Source organism: Arthrobacter sp. 05L421, from assembly GCF_056397785.1.
Map to the genome: position 1 here is coordinate 59,373 of NZ_JBFTOC010000009.1, position 15,694 is coordinate 75,066.

Genomic DNA, 15,694 nt, shown 5'->3' on the forward strand with positions numbered 1-15,694 from the left:
CGCGGGGTCAGATACGGCCCATCACAGGGCACTGGATGGGCGGTATCTGACCCCGCGTTGGGGTGGTGCGGGGGATTGTCCTATGCCAGGGTGGCGCGCCTGGCGTTGTACATTTCCTCGATCACGGTCTCGAAGTCCTTGAGCACCTGCGCCCGCTTGACCTTCATGGAGGGGGTCAGGTGGCCGGAGGCCTCGGTGAAGTCGGCCGGCACGATCCGGAAGGACTTGATTGCCTCGGCCTGGGACACCGACTGGTTGGCGCGGTTGATGAGCTCCTGGACGGCGGCCTTGACTGTCGGATGCTCGGCAGCCTCGGTGAGCGGGGTCGAGGCCGGGAGTCCGTGGCGGCCCAGCCAGCCGGGGAGGGCCTCTTCGTCCAGGGTCACGAGGGCTCCGATGAACGGGCGGTTGTCGCCCACCACCAGCACCTGCGAGACGAGTGCGTCCGCCCGGATCTGGTCTTCCAGCAGGGCCGGGACCACGTTCTTGCCGCCGGCCGTGACGATGATTTCCTTCTTGCGCCCGGTGATGGTCAGGAACCCCGCGTCGTCCAGCTGGCCGATGTCTCCGGTGCGGAACCAGCCGTCGTCGTCGAAGGTCGCGGCGGACAGGTCATCGCGCTTGTAGTAGCCGCGCATGACGCACACGCCCTTGGCGAGGATCTCGCCATCGTCCGCGATCCTGAGCGAGTTGCCGGGAATCGGGGCGCCCACGGTGCCGATCCTGATCAGCTGGGGTGTGTTCACCGTGACGGGGGCCGTGGTTTCAGTCAGTCCGTAGCCTTCCAGGATCTGCATGCCGATGCCTTGGAAGAAGTGGCCCAGCCGTTCACCGAGCGGGCCGCCGCCGGACACGGCATGGGCGACGTGTCCGCCCATGGCGGCCCGGAGCTTGCTGTACACGAGTTTGTCGAACAAGGAGTGCTTGAGCCGGAGGCCGAGGCCCACCTTGCCGGCCTGCCGTGCCCGGGAATAGGCGATGGCGGTGTCCGCGGCGCGGTGGAAGATGGCGCCCTTGCCGCCGTCCTCGGCCTTGGTCAGGGCGGAGTTGTAGACCTTTTCGAAGACACGCGGGACCGCGAGGATGAAGGTCGGCTGGTAGCTCTGCAGGTCCGGCAGCAGGTTCTTGATATCCGGGGTGTGCGCCACCGTGACGCCGGCGGCCACCGCCAGCACGGAGATGAAGCGCGCGAAGACGTGGGCCAGGGGCAGGAACATGATGGTCTTGGCGTGCTCGTGCACCACCGTACCCAGCGAGGTGGCCAGCACATTCTCGGAGAGTTCCACGAAGTTGCCGTGGGTCAGCTCGCAGCCTTTGGGCCGGCCGGTGGTCCCGGAGGTGTAGATGATCGTGGCGACATCGTTCAGGGAGGCCGTGCCACGCCGCGCTTCGAGCTCGGCGTCGCTGATGCCGACTCCGGCCGCACGGACCTCGTCCAGACTGTTGCCCTCGAGCTGCCAGACATGCCGCAGGGCGGTGAGGCCCTCGGAGGTGGCGGCCTGCCGGATGATGTCCTCGTGGTGCTCGGATTCGCCGAACGCGGCCACGGCGCCGGAGTCGCCAAGGTTCCAAGCCACCTGGGAAGGGGAGGAGGTCTCATAGATCGGGACCGAGACGGCCCCCGCGAACCAGATGGCGAAGTCGATCAGGGCCCATTCATACCGGGTGCGTGACATGATGCCCACACGGTCACCGGCGGCCACACCGCTGGCCATCAAGCCCTTGGCGAGGGCCGAGACGTCGGCCAGGAAATCCGTGGCACGGACGTCCTGCCATTGGCCCGCCGCGTCGAGCCGCGAGAACAGCGCAGGGTTGGAGGCCTTGGCCGCCTGGCGTACCACGAGATCGGTGACGTTGGTGTCCGGATCGACATTCACCAGGGGCGGGACAATGATTTCTCGCACGACAGCTCCTTAGGTATCCATAGGCCCGCAGGGGGTACCGCTAAGCCTAGTATGCGGTCCCACTAAGGTGTGTCCTGCGACACCTACTGGCCAGTAACTTTACGGTCAGGCCCGCCGTTCCGCCAGTCGGGGATGCTGCGGAGACGCCGCTGCGTCATCCCGGCGCGTCATGCTGCCGGGCCTTCGCGGCTGCGGCGGCCCCGGCGAATAGAATGAGGCACCATGCAGACACCAACACCCGGCCGGCAGCCCGGCCTGCGCGGCCGGACCGCGGCCTGGCGGAGCAGGACCCTGGGCGGAGCGGCGGCCGCCACCGCAGGGCACGACATCCGCTCACACCTGCGGCTGGGCCGCAAAGGCCTGGCCATCGGCGTCGATATCGGGGGAACAAAGGTTGCCGCCGGGGTGGTCGATGCCGAGGGCCGGATCCTCAGCCAGGCGAAGCGCTCCACGCCGGGCAATGATCCGCGGGCCGTGGAGCAGGTCATCGTCGAACTGGTCAACGAACTCGGTGCTGGGCACCGGATCTGGTCGGTCGGAATCGGTGCCGCCGGCTGGATGGACCTCGACGGCGGCACGGTGCTCTTCAGCCCGCACCTGGCCTGGCGCAATGAACCGCTGCGGGAGAACCTGCAAAGGCTGCTGCGCCGCCCCGTCCTGCTGACCAACGACGCCGACGCCGCCGCTTGGGCGGAATGGCGCTTCGGCGCCGGGCAGGGACAGAACCGTCTGGTCTGCATTACCCTGGGCACCGGGATCGGCGGAGCCATGGTGATGGACGGACGCGTGGAACGCGGCCGCTTCGGAGTGGCGGGGGAGTTCGGCCACCAGATCATCATGCCGGGCGGGCACCGCTGCGAGTGCGGCAACCGCGGCTGCTGGGAACAGTACGCCTCAGGCAACGCGCTCGGCCGAGAGGCCCGGGAACTGGCCGCCGCGAATTCTCCGGTTGCCCAGGAACTGCTCAAGGCCGTGGACGGAGACGTAGGACGCATCACGGGCGTGATTGTGACCGAGCTGGCCAAGGCAGGGGACCAGACCTCCCGCGAACTCCTCGAGGACGTCGGGGAATGGCTGGGCCTTGGCCTGGCCAACCTCGCAGCAGCCCTGGACCCCGGAAAGTTCGTGATTGGCGGCGGCCTGTGCGATGCCGGCGAGTTGCTGGTCGCGCCGGCCCGGAAGGCCTTCGCGCGGAACCTCACCGGCCGCGGGTTCCGGCCGGCAGCGGAGATCGAACTCGCTGCCCTGGGACCCAACGCCGGACTGATCGGCGCCGCCGACCTCTCCCGGGTCAGCAGCCGCATGCACACGTAGCAGCACGATCCTGCGAACCCTGCAAAAACCAGCCCTGAATACCCGCCCTGAAATACCCAGCGGAATAGCCCGTGGACTGATGACCGGGCGGACTAGATGCGGGCCCCGTCGTCGTGCTCGTCCTTCTCGCCCGGCAGCTTCATGATCAGGAAGACCACCGCGGCCGCGAACGCGCCCACCATGCCGAGGATCGCCACCAGCGGGGCCGACCGCCAAAACATTGTCGAGAGCACCAGGGCAATCGGGCCGCCCACCGCGCCAATCCAGGCAAGGACGGTCATCGGATCTGCCCCGGCCAGACTCGGCGGCTCCTCCGGGACGAACGCGCCGTCGTCGTCGTCGGTCTCGTAGTCGCGGGGCCCGGTTGCTGTGTCGGGGATCTCGTTGCTGCCCGCAGCCGGCTGCCCCGGGGCGGGGGCGAGCCGCTCCTTGGCGGAGAGCTCGATCGGCGCCGCGCCGGAGAGGCCCAGCGGGTCAAAATCGCGGAACGTCTTTGCTGTTGGGGAGTTGGCAACAAAGCCGGCGCCGGCGCCGGTGCTGCCGGCGGGGCCGCCAGTTTCCTCGTCCCCGGCAGCCCAGACCCCTTCAAGCCTGGCGACAAGATCGAGCCAGACGGCGTCGTCGTCGGACGGCACGTCCGCAGCGGGAGAGCCCTGGGGCTCTTGGGGCTGGGATTCTTGGGGCGTTGTGGTGCCCGAGTGCTCGGCAGCAGCATCAGAGGCGGGGGGCCCGGCGACAGCGGGATCCTGGTCCGGGGTCTCGGGGTCCGGGAGGTTAGGGTCTGGTTTAGTCATTGGCCGTGTCCTTCCGGCTGGCGCGGGCGGCGCCCGGACCGGCTGCGGATGCAACGGACCGGACAAATTCTGCCGTGCCACGGAAGATCTCGGGCGCGTCGTTGTCCATGGTAGCCACGTGGTAGCTGTTTTCCAGCCGGATCACCTCCAGCGGGGCGTTGGTCAGCCCGTGGCGCAGGGCCACCATGCTGGATTCGGACACCACATGGTCCACTGCGGAACGGTATACCCGGACGGGTGCGGTTACGCGGGGCAGCAGCCGCACGGTGTCCTTGAACATCTTGTTGAGTTCGTGCGCGGCGGCCACCGGCGTGCGCGGGTAGGCGCCCTCATCCATGTCCGGTTTGAGGATGTCATTGGCGATCGCGGGGGTGCTCTTGAGGACAAACTTCAGGATGCCGGCCAGCGGGGCGCGGGGATCGTCGATGACCAGGCCCGGGTTGACCACCACAACCCCCGCCACGGGACGGGTGGCCGCAATCCGCAAGGCCAGGGCACCACCCATGGACAGCCCGGCCATCACCACGACGTCGCATTCTTCCGCAAGCTCCAGGTAGGCAGCATCCAGGGCCGCATGCCAGTCCTGCCAGCGGGTTTTGGCCAGCTCCTGCCAGCTTGTTCCGTGGCCCGGCAGCAGGGGCAGCCGGACGGCGAACCCGGCACCGGCCAGGGACGACGCCCAGTCCCGGACACCGTGCGGGCTGCCCGTGAAGCCGTGGGACACCACCACGCCGGTCCGGAGACCGGTACCCGAGAACGGGCTACTGAACGGCGAGTGGTCCGGGAGGATGCTCATGGGGTCTCCGAGGGGGCGGCGGGCCGCATGGTGGACCCTGTGTGGGTGGCGTGGGCGTGCTGAAGGAAGAAACGGACTGATTCTTCAAAGAGTAGCGGCGCATCGGCGTCCATAGTGGCAACGTGCCCGCTATGCGGCAGCGGGATCACCGTTAGGTCCCGGGATCCGAGCCGCCTGCGCAACAGCGCCAGGGACGACGGCGGAACCACGGCGTCGGTGCCGGACTTGAAGACCAGGGCCGGAGCCTGGACTGACGGCAGCTCCCGCAGGGTCGCGGAGAACAGCCGGCGCAACTGGTGGACGGCGGCCAGCGGCGTCATGGAGTAGTCGCCGTCGTCCGTGGTGACTGCCGTGGAATTCTCCTCCTGAATCGGCGTGGTGGTGCGTTGGAAGTATTTGAGCAGTCCCACGATCCTGACCCTGCGGTCATAGAAGCTCAGGCCGGGGTTGACTGCGGCCACACCGGCCACGCTGTGGCGGGCCGCGGTGCGCAATGCAATGGTGCCGCCCATGGACAGCCCCGCGACGTAGCAGTCATTGGTCCGGGCCGCCAGTTCCAGGTATGCGGTTTCAAAGCTCGCGTACCAGTCCTGCCAGCGCTGCCGGGCGAGGTCGCGCCAGTGGGTGCCGTGCCCGGGCAGGAGTGGCACCGATACCGCGAAGCCCTGGTCGGCGAGGTGGCGTGCCCACGGCATTACGCTGTGCGGGCTGCCCGTGAAGCCGTGGCAGATGGCCACGCCGGTCCGGGCATTGGGGCCGTGGCCGGGGTAGCTGAAAGCGGCGGGCGCCGGGAGATTGCTGCTTTCAGTCATGAGCCCATCGTGTCACCCTTGGCGGCAAAACTCACTAGAGTAAGGTGTCCATTGAAGTCCTGGCCGGACCCGATTTGGACGGCCGGCCAGACGCCTTCCGGAGAGGTCGCCGAGTGTTTTATTGGTTCATGAAGACGTTTGTCCTGGGACCGGTGGTGAAGCTGTTGTTCCGGCCCTGGGTCAAGGGTCTCGACAACGTCCCGGCCGAGGGCGCCGCGATCCTGGCCTCGAACCACCTCTCCTTCTCGGATTCGATCTTTATGCCGCTCATGGTGCCGCGGCCGGTCGTCTTCCTGGCGAAATCCGAATACTTCACCGGGACGGGAATCAAAGGCAGGCTGACCGCGGCCTTCTTCCGGCTCACCAACCAGCTCCCCATGGACAGGTCCGGGGGAGCCGCGTCCGCCCAGTCCCTGAACGCTGGCATGGAGGTGCTCAGGAACGGCTCGCTCATGGGCATCTATCCCGAGGGGACTCGCAGCCCCGACACACGCCTGTACCGCGGCAAGGTGGGCGTCGCCCGCTTGGCGCTGCAGGCCCGCGTCCCTGTCATTCCGGTGGCGATGATCGGAACGGACAAAGTCCAGCCGATCGGCAAGCGCGTTCCCAACATCCGTCGCATCGGCATGATCTTTGGCGAACCGCTCGACTTCAGCCGCTACTACGGGATGGAGGATGACCGAATGGTCCAGCGTTCCGTGACCGACGAGATCATGTATGAACTCATGCGGCTGTCCGGTCAGGAATACGTGGACGAGTACGCCGCCGTCGTGAAGCTCCGTCTGGCAGGCAAAGCGCAGGAAGCATCACCGGTAACAGCATCCGCGAATCCGGACGCGCGTCAGGAACCGGCCGCCGACAAGACACGCGGCACAACTCCCGACCGGACACCCGGCACAACGCCGGACAAAACACCCCACACAACCGACGAAAACTCTCGCAATCCCGGCGCGCCGGCGACGCCCGCGGATGACGGCCCCGAGCTTCCCGGGACCGCCTGACTGGCGCCATGGGTGCCATTTGACGGCAACGGAGCTGTCAATGACAGGCCGGGCCGCCGAACGTCGATGGGGCAACTATCCTTAGAGAGTGACCGAGCTATCTGAGAAACCAGTTTCCCCGCTGACCAGCACCGCCCAGAGCGGAGCCGCCAACTATCCCGGACTGGACAACTGGCGGGAGATCCCGGCCTCGCAGCAGCCCACATGGTCGGACCCGGCTGTGTTCGAGGCGTCCGTCAAGGAACTTTCCGTCCTCCCGCCCCTCGTGTTCGCCGGCGAAGTGGACATCCTTCGCGAGCGGCTCGCCGCCGCCGCACAGGGCAAAGCGTTCCTGCTCCAGGGCGGCGACTGCGCCGAGACCTTCGAAGCGGCGACGGCGGACAAGATCAGCGCCCGCGTCCGGACCATCCTGCAGATGGCCGTCGTCCTGACCTACGGTGCGGCCATGCCCGTGATCAAGATGGGCCGCATGGCTGGCCAGTTCGCCAAGCCCCGATCCTCCAACGATGAAACGCGCGATGGCGTCACCTTGCCGGCCTACCGCGGCGACATCGTCAACGGCTACGACTTCACGCCTGTTTCCCGCGCCCATGATGCCGGCCGGATGTTGAAGGCGTACCACACCTCCGCCTCGACCCTGAACCTGATCCGTGCCTTCACCCAGGGCGGCTTCGCGGACCTGCGCCTGGTGCACCAGTGGAACAAGGGGTTCACCGAAAACCCGGCCCACGCCCGCTACGAGTCCCTGGCACGGGACATCGACCGCGCCATCAAGTTCATGTCCTCCTGCGGCGCCGACTTCGAGGCGCTCAAGCGCGTGGAGTTCTACGCCAGCCACGAGGCCCTGCTGCTGGACTACGAGCGCGCCCTGACCCGCATCGACTCGCGCACCGGGCTGCCCTACGACACCTCGGCGCACTTCCTGTGGATAGGGGAGCGCACCCGCGAGCTGGACCATGCTCACGTGGACTTCCTCTCCCGCGTCCGCAACCCGATCGGCGTGAAGCTCGGCCCGTCGACGAGCGGCGACGACGCCCTGCGCCTGATCGACAAGCTGGATCCGGACCGGGAGCCCGGCCGGCTCACCTTCATCACCCGGATGGGCGCCAGCAATATCCGCGAGAAGCTGCCGGCGATCGTCGAGCGCGTCACCGCCTCCGGGGCCCAGGTCCTGTGGGTCACCGACCCCATGCACGGGAACACGGTCACCTCGCCCAACGGCTACAAGACCCGCAATTTCGACGACGTCATCGACGAAGTGCGCGGATTCTTCGAAGTCCACCACTCGCTGGGCACCGTTCCCGGCGGACTGCACGTGGAAATGACGGGCGACGACGTGGCCGAGTGCCTCGGCGGAGCCGACCCGATCGACCAGGAAGCGTTCCTCGACCGCTACGAATCGGTCTGCGATCCGCGCCTGAACCACATGCAGTCGCTCGAAATGGCGTTCCTCGTGGCCGGTGCCCTCGCCAAGCGCTGACCCGCAACAAAGCTCACAAATAGAGTAGCTCTGACAGAAAAGCTCCGCCCGGCTGATGCAGCCGGGCGGAGCTTTTCTGTGGAGTGGGTCGGCCGCGGGCAGCGTCCGGTCAGAGGGTACTGTCAGACCACCTTCAGGGTGATAAGCGAGCCTTCGGGGACGCTCGTGTCCACGGGGAACTGGTCACGGACTGTTCCGAAGAATCCTCCCAGGATCTCATCGACCTGGACCTTGAAGCCGAGCTGTTCGAGGGCGTCCTGGGCGTCCGTGGCCTGTTTACCGATGAAATTGGGTACTTCGACGAGCTTCGGGCCCTTCGAGATGGTCAGGGTGACGGTACCGCCCTTGGTCAGGTTGCCGGAGGCGGGGTCCTGCGCCACCACGGCGCCCTTGGGTACAGTCTTGTCGTTGACCTGTTCCGGGGCGACTACGGCCTTCAGCCCGGCGCCTTGGAGCGCGTCCACGGCGGCACGCTGCTCCTGGCCCCGGACATCCGGGACCGGGATGGGCTGCGGGCCCTTCGAGACAGTGAGGCCCACGGGCGTCCCGTGCCGCACCGGGTTGCCGCTGCGCGGCGCCATGGCAAGGACAGTCCCGGCAGGCGCCTTCTCATCGAACGTCTCGGTAATTGGTCCCAGGGCCATCTGGGCGCCGTTGAGGGCTGCCTTGGCCTCGTCCAGGGTCTTGCCGGTCAGATCCGGCAATGGGAACAGCTGCGGGCCCTTGGAAACGGCCAGGGACACGGGTTGGAACTTTCGGATGACCTCGCCGGCTTTCGGCTCCGAACCGACCACCAGGCCCGGGGAGACGTTGTCGTCGTAGACGTCCTTGACGATCGACTGGAACCCGGCCGTGCGGAGCAGGTCCTGGGCCTGGGCAACGGTCTTGTTCGCCACCGGGGGGATGGTTCCTGGCGAGCCCGGACCCATGCCGAAGAACCAGCCGGCGACGGCGGCGAGCAGCGCCGCGACCACGAGGAGGACAATCCATAGCAGCCCGCGGCGTCGCGGGTTCCCCTCGTGCAGGGTCTTGGTGGGCGTGGCCGCGGCGCGCTGGCGCGCCTTCTCCTCGTCCTTGTCCAGCCTGCGCTGGGCGCGTTTGCTGGGGGCTGCCGCGACTTGCGCCGGATCGCCGTCGTACCCGGCGGCGCCGTAAGCCGCCTCGTCCGGAGTGGACAACGGTCCGTAGGCCGGACGCCGCGGGGCGCGGGACATCACGGTGGTCGGGTTGCCGCTGGCGCGGGAGATCGTCTCGGTGGGCTGGACGAGGCTGCCGTACATTTCCGTGGGCATTTCGGTGGGCGCCGGCACGTAGGCTGTATTCTGTGCGTCCCGCACGGTCTGCTCGTCCGACGGCGGGCCGGTACCGCCGGGCGGCCGGCTTGGCGGGGCGGCCACGGCCGGCAGCGGGCTGCGAACGGCCGCCGGCGGCTGGAGGTCGAGTTCGGCGTCGCTGAGGTTGGTCCTGATGTGCCGGAGTTCGGACAACAGTGCGCTCCCGTCGACGGGGCGTTTGTCCGGGTCCCGGTCAGTGCACCACTGGACGAGTTCGTCGATCTCCGTGGCGAGCCCGGGCACCTCCAAGGATGGAGCCTCCACGGTGGAATTGACGTGCTGGTAGGCCACCTGGATGGGAACGTCGCCGTCGAACGGCTGCCGGCCAGTGATCATTTCGTACAGCATGATTCCGACCGAATAAATGTCGCTGCGGGCGTCTGCCTGTTTGCCCAGGACAAGTTCGGGGGAGATGTAGGCGACAGTCCCGATCAGGGCGCCGGTGCTCGTGGACGAGGAGATAGCGCGGGCCAAGCCGAAGTCGCCGAGCTTGATCCGCCCGTCGTCGGCGATCAGGACGTTTTCCGGCTTGATGTCCCGGTGGATCATTCCGGCGGCGTGCGCGGCGCCGAGTCCTTCGACCACAGGGTCGATCAGCGCCAGGGCCAGCCGCGGCGACAGGGCGCCCTTGTCATTGAGGACGTCCCGGAGCGTGTGGCCCTTGATGAATTCCATGACCAGGTAGGCGATCCGGCCGTCTTCGCCCTGGTCCAGGACGCCCACCACATGGGGATGGGAAAGGCGCGCGGCGGCCTTGGCCTCGCGCCCCAGCCGGTCGAGGAACTGCGGGTCATCGGCCAGATGGGGATGCAGCACCTTCAGCGCGACATCGCGCTCAAGGCGCTGGTCAGTGGCGAGGTACACGGTTGACATCCCGCCGCGGGCAAGCCTGGATTGAACCTGGTAGCGGTTGTCCACCAGGTTCCCTACGAGAGCGTCCTGCACGTAATCTTGCACCTTACAATCGTAGTCGCTGGACAGAAACGGGCCCGAATCAACATGCGATCCGGGCCCGTAGCGTCAATCTCCGTTGTAAAAGAGCTTGTGCTGGAGTCTTTATTTAGCCGAACAGGCGCTGGTTGGCCTTGATGGCGGCGACGTACCCCTTGGTGTCCTCGAACATGCCATTCTGGCTCACCGAGTACTGACCCTGGTAGTAGCCGGCGATCGCATTCTCGAGATCAGGGCTCGTGCGGACCAGTTGGCGGATGATCGCGACGCCTGCCGTGGCGTTGTCGTACGGATCCAGGAGGTTCAGCTTGCGGCCCACGAGATCGGAGGCCCACTGGCCCGAAGACGGGATGACCTGCATGGTGCCGATCGCATTGGCCGGTGACACCGCACGCTGGTCGAAGCCCGACTCCTGGTAGGCAAAGGCCAAGGCGAGGCTGGCGTCCACGCCCATGCGCCGTGCCGTGTCCGCCACGATGGACTTCATCTGCGTACGGCTGGGCACCGGCGAGGCGTTGAGCAGCGCCTTGTTCTGGTTGGCCGAGCTGACCACGGCGGCCGGGTAGCTGAAGCCGAGGAACGTGCTGGGCACGAGAGGCGTAGTGGCAGCAGGCTTGCTCGAGGCCGGTGCGATCGTCGACGCGCCGGGGATGACGAGCTTCTGGCCCGGGTAGATGATGCTCGACATCGTCAGCCGGTTGGCCGACAGGACGTCCGAGAGCCTGACGCCGTTGCGGGCCGCGATGCCGGAAAGGGTGTCGCCGGCCTTGATGGTGTACGAGCCCGAGCTGGCCGGCGCGGGCGCCGACGACGCGGGCTTTGTCGCCGGCTTTGTCGCGGTGGGAGCCGGGGTGCTGGAACCGCCGCCGACCTTCACCTTCTGGCCGGGATAGATCACGGAGCTCATGCCGAGCCCGTTCCACTTGAAGACCTCGGAAAGTCCGACGCCGTGGCGCGCGGCGATTCCGCCCAGCGTGTCGCCTGCTTTCACAACGTAGACGCGGCCGGCGCCTGAGGCGGAAGTAACAGAGGCAGACGCAACGGTGGCTGACGTTGACTTGGCCGGGGTGGCCGGCTTGGCTGCCGGGGCCGGCGTCGATCCCGTGAGCTTGATCTTCTGCCCCGGGTAGATGATGGTGTTCGCCTGCAGGTTGTTCAACTTCAACACGGCGAAAGTGTCCAGGCCGTAGCGGCCAGCAACGGCGCTGATGGTGTCGCCGCGGGCGATCGTGTAGACAGCGGGAACCGCAGACTTCGCGGGCCGCATGGCGCTTGGCAGCGATGCCGGGACGGAGGCGGAGGGGATCAGTGCCGCTTTGAGGGACGTCGCCGCGTCCGTCTTTGCCTGGGCACGCATGGCGGCCGCGAGGGTTGCCGGGACCGAACGCACACGCGGTTCGGCAGCGGCAGGCTGGGCAATCGCCAAGGAGGAAAGCATGACGGCGGGTAGCGCCGCCGTAGAAGCCGCTATTAGCGGCAGGCTGCGCCCCGGACGGAGCTGTGGCGAACGTGAGGTTGTCATTGGAAAGATCCTCTTCTCAGCGGCAACGCTGCGGTCAGGCCTGTAGAACTGGTGTTACCAGTGTGACAAAAGTTATTTCTGTTACAAATGTGATCTATGTGAATCTCTCATGAATTGGCAATTAGCACAAGAACTGTTTGACATTCTGCAAACCAGTCTCCGACGGAGTGTCGGCCAAATGGCGTCCATGCGTGGTCCCGCGCGGACCCGGGCGGCATCCGGGCGCACGGGACCGGCCATGGCCGCGGCCGTCATTTCTGCGGCTGCCGACTAGGCGGGGGGGCACCCGCCGTGGCAATCTTTATCCGTGAGTAATGTAGAAAGCCTCGTGGGCGAATGGCTGCCCCTGCCCGATGTCGCACAGCTTCTGAACGTATCTATTACCAAGGTCCATGCACTCCTGGACGAACGTGCGCTGGCGGCCGTGAGAATCGGCGACCGGCGCATCCGCTCCGTGCCTGCAGCTTTCATCCAGGACGGGCACGCAGTGGAGAGCCTGAAGGGCACCATTGTTGTCCTCTCGGACGCCGGATACTCCGATGAGGAACTGATCAACTGGCTCTTTACCCCGGACGAGTCCCTCCGCGGCCGGCCGATCGACGCCCTTCGGGAAGGGCGCAAGACCGAAATCCGCCGCCGGGCGCAGTCACTGGCCTGGTAGGAGCACGCCGGCAGCCTAGTGAGCCGGCAGCAGCATTAACAACGTGCCATGACGGGCCGTGTACAGCGCAAGCCGCTGTGCACGGCCCCACCGCTTTCCAGGCACCTTGGCCTGGCAGGGCCGGGCTAGGCGGCTCGGGAGACCGTGGCCTCTGCCAGCCTGCGGAGCGCGGTCTTGGGCAGCTCCTGAAGCGGCAGGAGGTCCAGGGCAGCGAAGGCCGCCTTGCCGAACTCCTCGATGAGTACTTCGGTAGCCTGGAGCGCACCGCAGTCCACGATGATCCGCCGGATCTCCTCGATGTCCGCGTCGCTGAGATCGGGACTGCCCAGTTTGGCGTCGATAAACTCTGATTCGGGCGCCGAGGCCTGGTCCAGGGCGAAAGCCACCAAGACCGTGCGCTTGCCCTCACGGAGATCGTCCCCGGCAGGTTTGCCCGTGGTGACGGGGTCGCCGAAAACGCCAAGGACATCGTCCCGCAGCTGGAATGCCTCACCGAGCGGCAGGGCGAAGGCGGAATAGCCGCGCAGCAGCTCATCACCGGCGCCGGCCAGGGCACCGCCCAGAGCGAGCGGGTGTTCGGTGGAGTACTTGGCCGACTTGAACCGGATGATGGACTGGGCCCGGCTGACTGCTCCGGCGCGGTCCCGCCTGGGCCCGGCGACCTCTTCCAGGATGTCCAGGTACTGCCCGGCCATCACTTCGGCCCGCATAAGGTTGAAGATCAGCCGTGCCGGGCTGCCGGAGGCGGCGCGGTGCCCGATTTCCGTGAACGATTCCTCACTGAAGGACAGGCAGAGATCCCCGGTCAGGATTGCTGCCGCGTGGCCGAACCGCTCGCTGTCCAGCGCCCAGCCCTGGGCCTCGTGCAGTTCGATGAACCGGCGGTGAACGCTCGGGCCGCCACGGCGGGTATCCGAGCGGTCAATAATGTCATCGTGAATCAGGGCCGCAGCCTGGAACAGCTCCAGGGCCGAGCCGGCCGTGACCACCTCGGCCGCGCCGGCCTCCCCGCCCGCGCCACGCCAGCCCCAGTAGCACATGAGCGCCCGCAGGCGCTTTCCGCCCGTGACCAGGTTTGAGATCGAGCCCATGAGCGGATCGATGTCCTGGGAGATCGAGGACATGACGGCCTGGCGGCTGGTCAGGAACTCCGTAAGCTTGCCGGCGACGGCGGCCACGTAGTCCGTCTGCTCGAGCCTCAGCTGTTCCGCGAGACTCACTTGACGGACTCGGCAGCGACGTTCGCACCGATCGTGAACGTGGACACACCAGTTGTCTGCATGACGGAGATGTTCACGGTTTCGTTGTCCCCGCGCAGGAAGTCCTTGGAGGGCAGGGCGCCCACGGTTTCACCGGGTACGGGCTTGAAGCCCTGTGCCTGCAGGGCCTTGGTGTAATAGGCCAGGGCATCGGCAGCGGGGGCAGTGATACTGCCGACCAGTGCCACGGTTGCCGGCACGGTGGTCTTATCCAAGCTGCTGGACACCACTTTGGCTCCGGGCATGAGCGGCAGGAGCTTCTGCGGGAAGCCGGGAACCAGGGCGCCGACCGTCGCCGATGTGCCGGGCTCCGCGGACGGACTGGGGGGAGCCGTAGTGGAGGACTGCGCAGATGCGGCCGGGTTTGCCGCCGACGACGTCGCCAGGCTCTCGGAGCTGGCAGGCGTGCATGCGGCCAAGGCCAAGAGCGTGCCCGCCGCCGCGATGGCCACTGTGGCACGTTTGCGCTGTCCAAATACCTTCACAGAGACTTTCCTCCTGGTGTTGAAGCGGAATCAGCCTCCAGTTTAGTCAGTCCCCGGGCATAGGATTGAAGACGTGGGGCCGGACGCAGACAATCAGCAGCGAGTGCAGAGGAATATGCACCCTCCGGGGCCGCCGAATGCGCAGCCCCATATCCAGCCTTCCGGCCGCCTGAGCGGGGAATCCCTGCTGGACCTTCGGCGCAGCAGCATCATGCACGTGGACATGGACGCGTTCTTTGTCTCGGTGGAGCTGCGCAGCCGTCCCGAGCTGAAGGGAAAGCCTGTGATTGTGGGCTACCCGGCCGACCGGTCCGTGGTGCTCTCGGCGTCCTACGAGGCCCGGGCATTTGGCGTCAGGTCAGCGATGCCCATGGTGGTGGCGGCACGAATGTGCCCTTCGGCTGCCATCATCGAACCTCGCCACAAGCTCTACTACGAAGTCTCCAGCCAGATCATGGAAATCTTTGGTTCGATCACGGACCTCGTCGAGCCGCTCAGCGTGGACGAGGCCTTCCTCGACGTCGGAGGAGCCATCCGCAGGCTTGGTCCGCCCCGTGAGATTGGGGAACTGATCCGGGCCCGCGTCTTCCGGGAATTGGGCATCACGGCGTCGGTGGGCATTGCCGCGAGCAAGTTTGTGGCCAAGATCGCATCCACCCGGTGCAAGCCAAACGGGCTGCTGCTGATCAAGCCTGAGGAAACGCTCACGTACCTGCACAGCCTTCCTGTCAGCGCGCTCTGGGGCGTCGGCGGCAAGACCGTCGAAGTGCTGGCCCGCATGGGCGTCCGGACGGTAGCGGACGTCGCCGCGTCGCCGCTGCCCTCGCTGCGGAAGCTGCTGGGCGCCTCGGGGGAACACGTCTACCGGCTCTCCTGGGGCATCGATCCCCGGCCCGTGACGCCGGTCCGGCTGGAAAAGAGCATTGGAGCCGAAGAGACGTTTGCTACTGACACCGCAGATGAGGCCCTGTTGCACCGGGAGTTGCTGCGGCTTTCGCATAGGACGGCGGAGCGCCTCCGCGGCGCCGGCATGCACGCACGCACCGTGGCGCTCAAGCTGCGCTACGCGGACTTTTCGACCATTACCCGCAGCCGCACCGTCAGCACACCGATCGACAGCGCCCAACTCCTTTACGCCGTGGCCGTGCAACTCCTGGAATCCGTGGGCGAGAGGCCCATGACAGTCCGGTTGGTTGGCATCCGGGCCGAACAGTTGGAAGAGGCAGCCCACGCCCCGCTGCAGCTCAGCCTGGATCGCCGGGACGACAACTGGCGGGCTGCCGAACAAGCCCTCGATGCTGTCACCCGGAAATTCGGCAATAAGTCGGTTCTACCGGCGCGGCTCTTGGATCCCGGGGGTCCCCTCGAATGAGGCTGGCCC

Annotated in this window: 13 protein-coding genes; 5 read left to right on the top strand and 8 right to left on the bottom strand. The window is 66.9% G+C overall.

The window, feature by feature from the left end; all coding sequences use genetic code 11:
• Positions 1 to 80: 80 nt before the first annotated feature.
• Positions 81 to 1,904: an AMP-dependent synthetase/ligase gene (locus tag AC1DKQ_RS12405; protein WP_476919134.1), complete on the bottom strand. Its 1,824-nt coding sequence runs from the start codon at positions 1,902 to 1,904 to the stop codon at positions 81 to 83.
• 222 nt (positions 1,905 to 2,126) lie between these two features.
• On the opposite strand from AC1DKQ_RS12405, the gene AC1DKQ_RS12410 reads away from it, so the two are divergent.
• The gene (locus tag AC1DKQ_RS12410; protein ID WP_476919135.1) at positions 2,127 to 3,218 is read left to right on the top strand and encodes an ROK family glucokinase; all 1,092 of its coding nucleotides are present in this window, start codon (positions 2,127 to 2,129) and stop codon (positions 3,216 to 3,218) included.
• A 92-nt stretch (positions 3,219 to 3,310) separates the two neighbouring features.
• On the opposite strand, the gene AC1DKQ_RS12415 is transcribed toward AC1DKQ_RS12410, so the two are convergent.
• From AC1DKQ_RS12415 to AC1DKQ_RS12425, 3 genes are read right to left on the bottom strand one after another with little or no spacing between them, the layout of a single operon-like run.
• Complete coding sequence (locus AC1DKQ_RS12415) at positions 3,311 to 4,012, bottom strand: hypothetical protein (protein ID WP_476919136.1); 702 nt, start codon at positions 4,010 to 4,012, stop codon at positions 3,311 to 3,313.
• A complete protein-coding gene (locus AC1DKQ_RS12420; RefSeq protein ID WP_476919137.1) occupies positions 4,005 to 4,808 on the bottom strand; it encodes an alpha/beta hydrolase in 804 nt (267 codons plus the stop codon). The genes AC1DKQ_RS12415 and AC1DKQ_RS12420 overlap by 8 nt, the downstream gene beginning before the upstream one ends.
• A complete protein-coding gene (locus AC1DKQ_RS12425) occupies positions 4,805 to 5,620 on the bottom strand; it encodes an alpha/beta hydrolase (RefSeq protein ID WP_476919138.1) in 816 nt (271 codons plus the stop codon). The genes AC1DKQ_RS12420 and AC1DKQ_RS12425 overlap by 4 nt, the downstream gene beginning before the upstream one ends.
• A 113-nt stretch (positions 5,621 to 5,733) precedes the next feature.
• On the opposite strand from AC1DKQ_RS12425, the gene AC1DKQ_RS12430 reads away from it, so the two are divergent.
• Entirely contained in the window at positions 5,734 to 6,621 is an 888-nt protein-coding gene (locus AC1DKQ_RS12430; protein ID WP_476919139.1) for a lysophospholipid acyltransferase family protein, read from the top strand.
• An 88-nt stretch (positions 6,622 to 6,709) separates the two neighbouring features.
• Positions 6,710 to 8,101, top strand: a complete 1,392-nt coding sequence (locus AC1DKQ_RS12435; RefSeq protein ID WP_476919140.1) for a class II 3-deoxy-7-phosphoheptulonate synthase — start codon at positions 6,710 to 6,712, stop codon at positions 8,099 to 8,101.
• A gap of 122 nt (positions 8,102 to 8,223) precedes the next feature.
• On the opposite strand, the gene AC1DKQ_RS12440 is transcribed toward AC1DKQ_RS12435, so the two are convergent.
• Both AC1DKQ_RS12440 and AC1DKQ_RS12445 read right to left on the bottom strand, forming a co-directional pair.
• Positions 8,224 to 10,392 (bottom strand): Stk1 family PASTA domain-containing Ser/Thr kinase, encoded by a 2,169-nt coding sequence (locus AC1DKQ_RS12440; RefSeq protein ID WP_476919141.1) that lies wholly within the window; start codon positions 10,390 to 10,392, stop codon positions 8,224 to 8,226.
• A gap of 103 nt (positions 10,393 to 10,495) precedes the next feature.
• Positions 10,496 to 11,908: a LysM peptidoglycan-binding domain-containing protein gene (locus AC1DKQ_RS12445; RefSeq protein ID WP_476919142.1), complete on the bottom strand. Its 1,413-nt coding sequence runs from the start codon at positions 11,906 to 11,908 to the stop codon at positions 10,496 to 10,498.
• A 307-nt stretch (positions 11,909 to 12,215) separates the two neighbouring features.
• Between AC1DKQ_RS12445 and AC1DKQ_RS12450 the strand changes: the two genes are divergently transcribed.
• A complete protein-coding gene (locus AC1DKQ_RS12450) occupies positions 12,216 to 12,569 on the top strand; it encodes an Rv2175c family DNA-binding protein (RefSeq protein ID WP_026538795.1) in 354 nt (117 codons plus the stop codon).
• A 125-nt stretch (positions 12,570 to 12,694) separates the two neighbouring features.
• Here the strand turns inward: AC1DKQ_RS12450 and AC1DKQ_RS12455 are convergent, their stop codons facing one another.
• Positions 12,695 to 13,789 (bottom strand): polyprenyl synthetase family protein, encoded by a 1,095-nt coding sequence (locus tag AC1DKQ_RS12455; protein ID WP_476884890.1) that lies wholly within the window; start codon positions 13,787 to 13,789, stop codon positions 12,695 to 12,697.
• Positions 13,786 to 14,313, bottom strand: a complete 528-nt coding sequence (locus tag AC1DKQ_RS12460) for a hypothetical protein (protein WP_476884889.1) — start codon at positions 14,311 to 14,313, stop codon at positions 13,786 to 13,788. Before AC1DKQ_RS12460 ends, AC1DKQ_RS12455 begins: the two co-directional genes overlap by 4 nt.
• 115 nt (positions 14,314 to 14,428) lie before the next feature.
• Here AC1DKQ_RS12460 and dinB point away from each other — a divergent pair, with 115 nt between their 5' ends.
• On the top strand, positions 14,429 to 15,685 hold the full coding sequence (gene dinB, locus AC1DKQ_RS12465) for a DNA polymerase IV (protein ID WP_476919143.1): 1,257 nt from the start codon (positions 14,429 to 14,431) through the stop codon (positions 15,683 to 15,685).
• The last annotated feature ends 9 nt before the right edge of the window (positions 15,686 to 15,694 follow it).

Bases quoted from the DNA above. Each gene is read 5' to 3' on its own strand.
- AC1DKQ_RS12410 (WP_476919135.1), top strand. From the start codon at position 2,127: ATGCAGACACCAACACCCGGCCGGCAGCCCGGCCTGCGCGGCCGGACC.
- AC1DKQ_RS12415 (WP_476919136.1), bottom strand. From the start codon at position 4,012: ATGACTAAACCAGACCCTAACCTCCCGGACCCCGAGACCCCGGACCAG.
- AC1DKQ_RS12420 (WP_476919137.1), bottom strand. From the start codon at position 4,808: ATGAGCATCCTCCCGGACCACTCGCCGTTCAGTAGCCCGTTCTCGGGT.
- AC1DKQ_RS12425 (WP_476919138.1), bottom strand. From the start codon at position 5,620: ATGACTGAAAGCAGCAATCTCCCGGCGCCCGCCGCTTTCAGCTACCCC.
- AC1DKQ_RS12445 (WP_476919142.1), bottom strand. From the start codon at position 11,908: ATGACAACCTCACGTTCGCCACAGCTCCGTCCGGGGCGCAGCCTGCCG.
- dinB (WP_476919143.1), top strand. From the start codon at position 14,429: ATGCACCCTCCGGGGCCGCCGAATGCGCAGCCCCATATCCAGCCTTCC.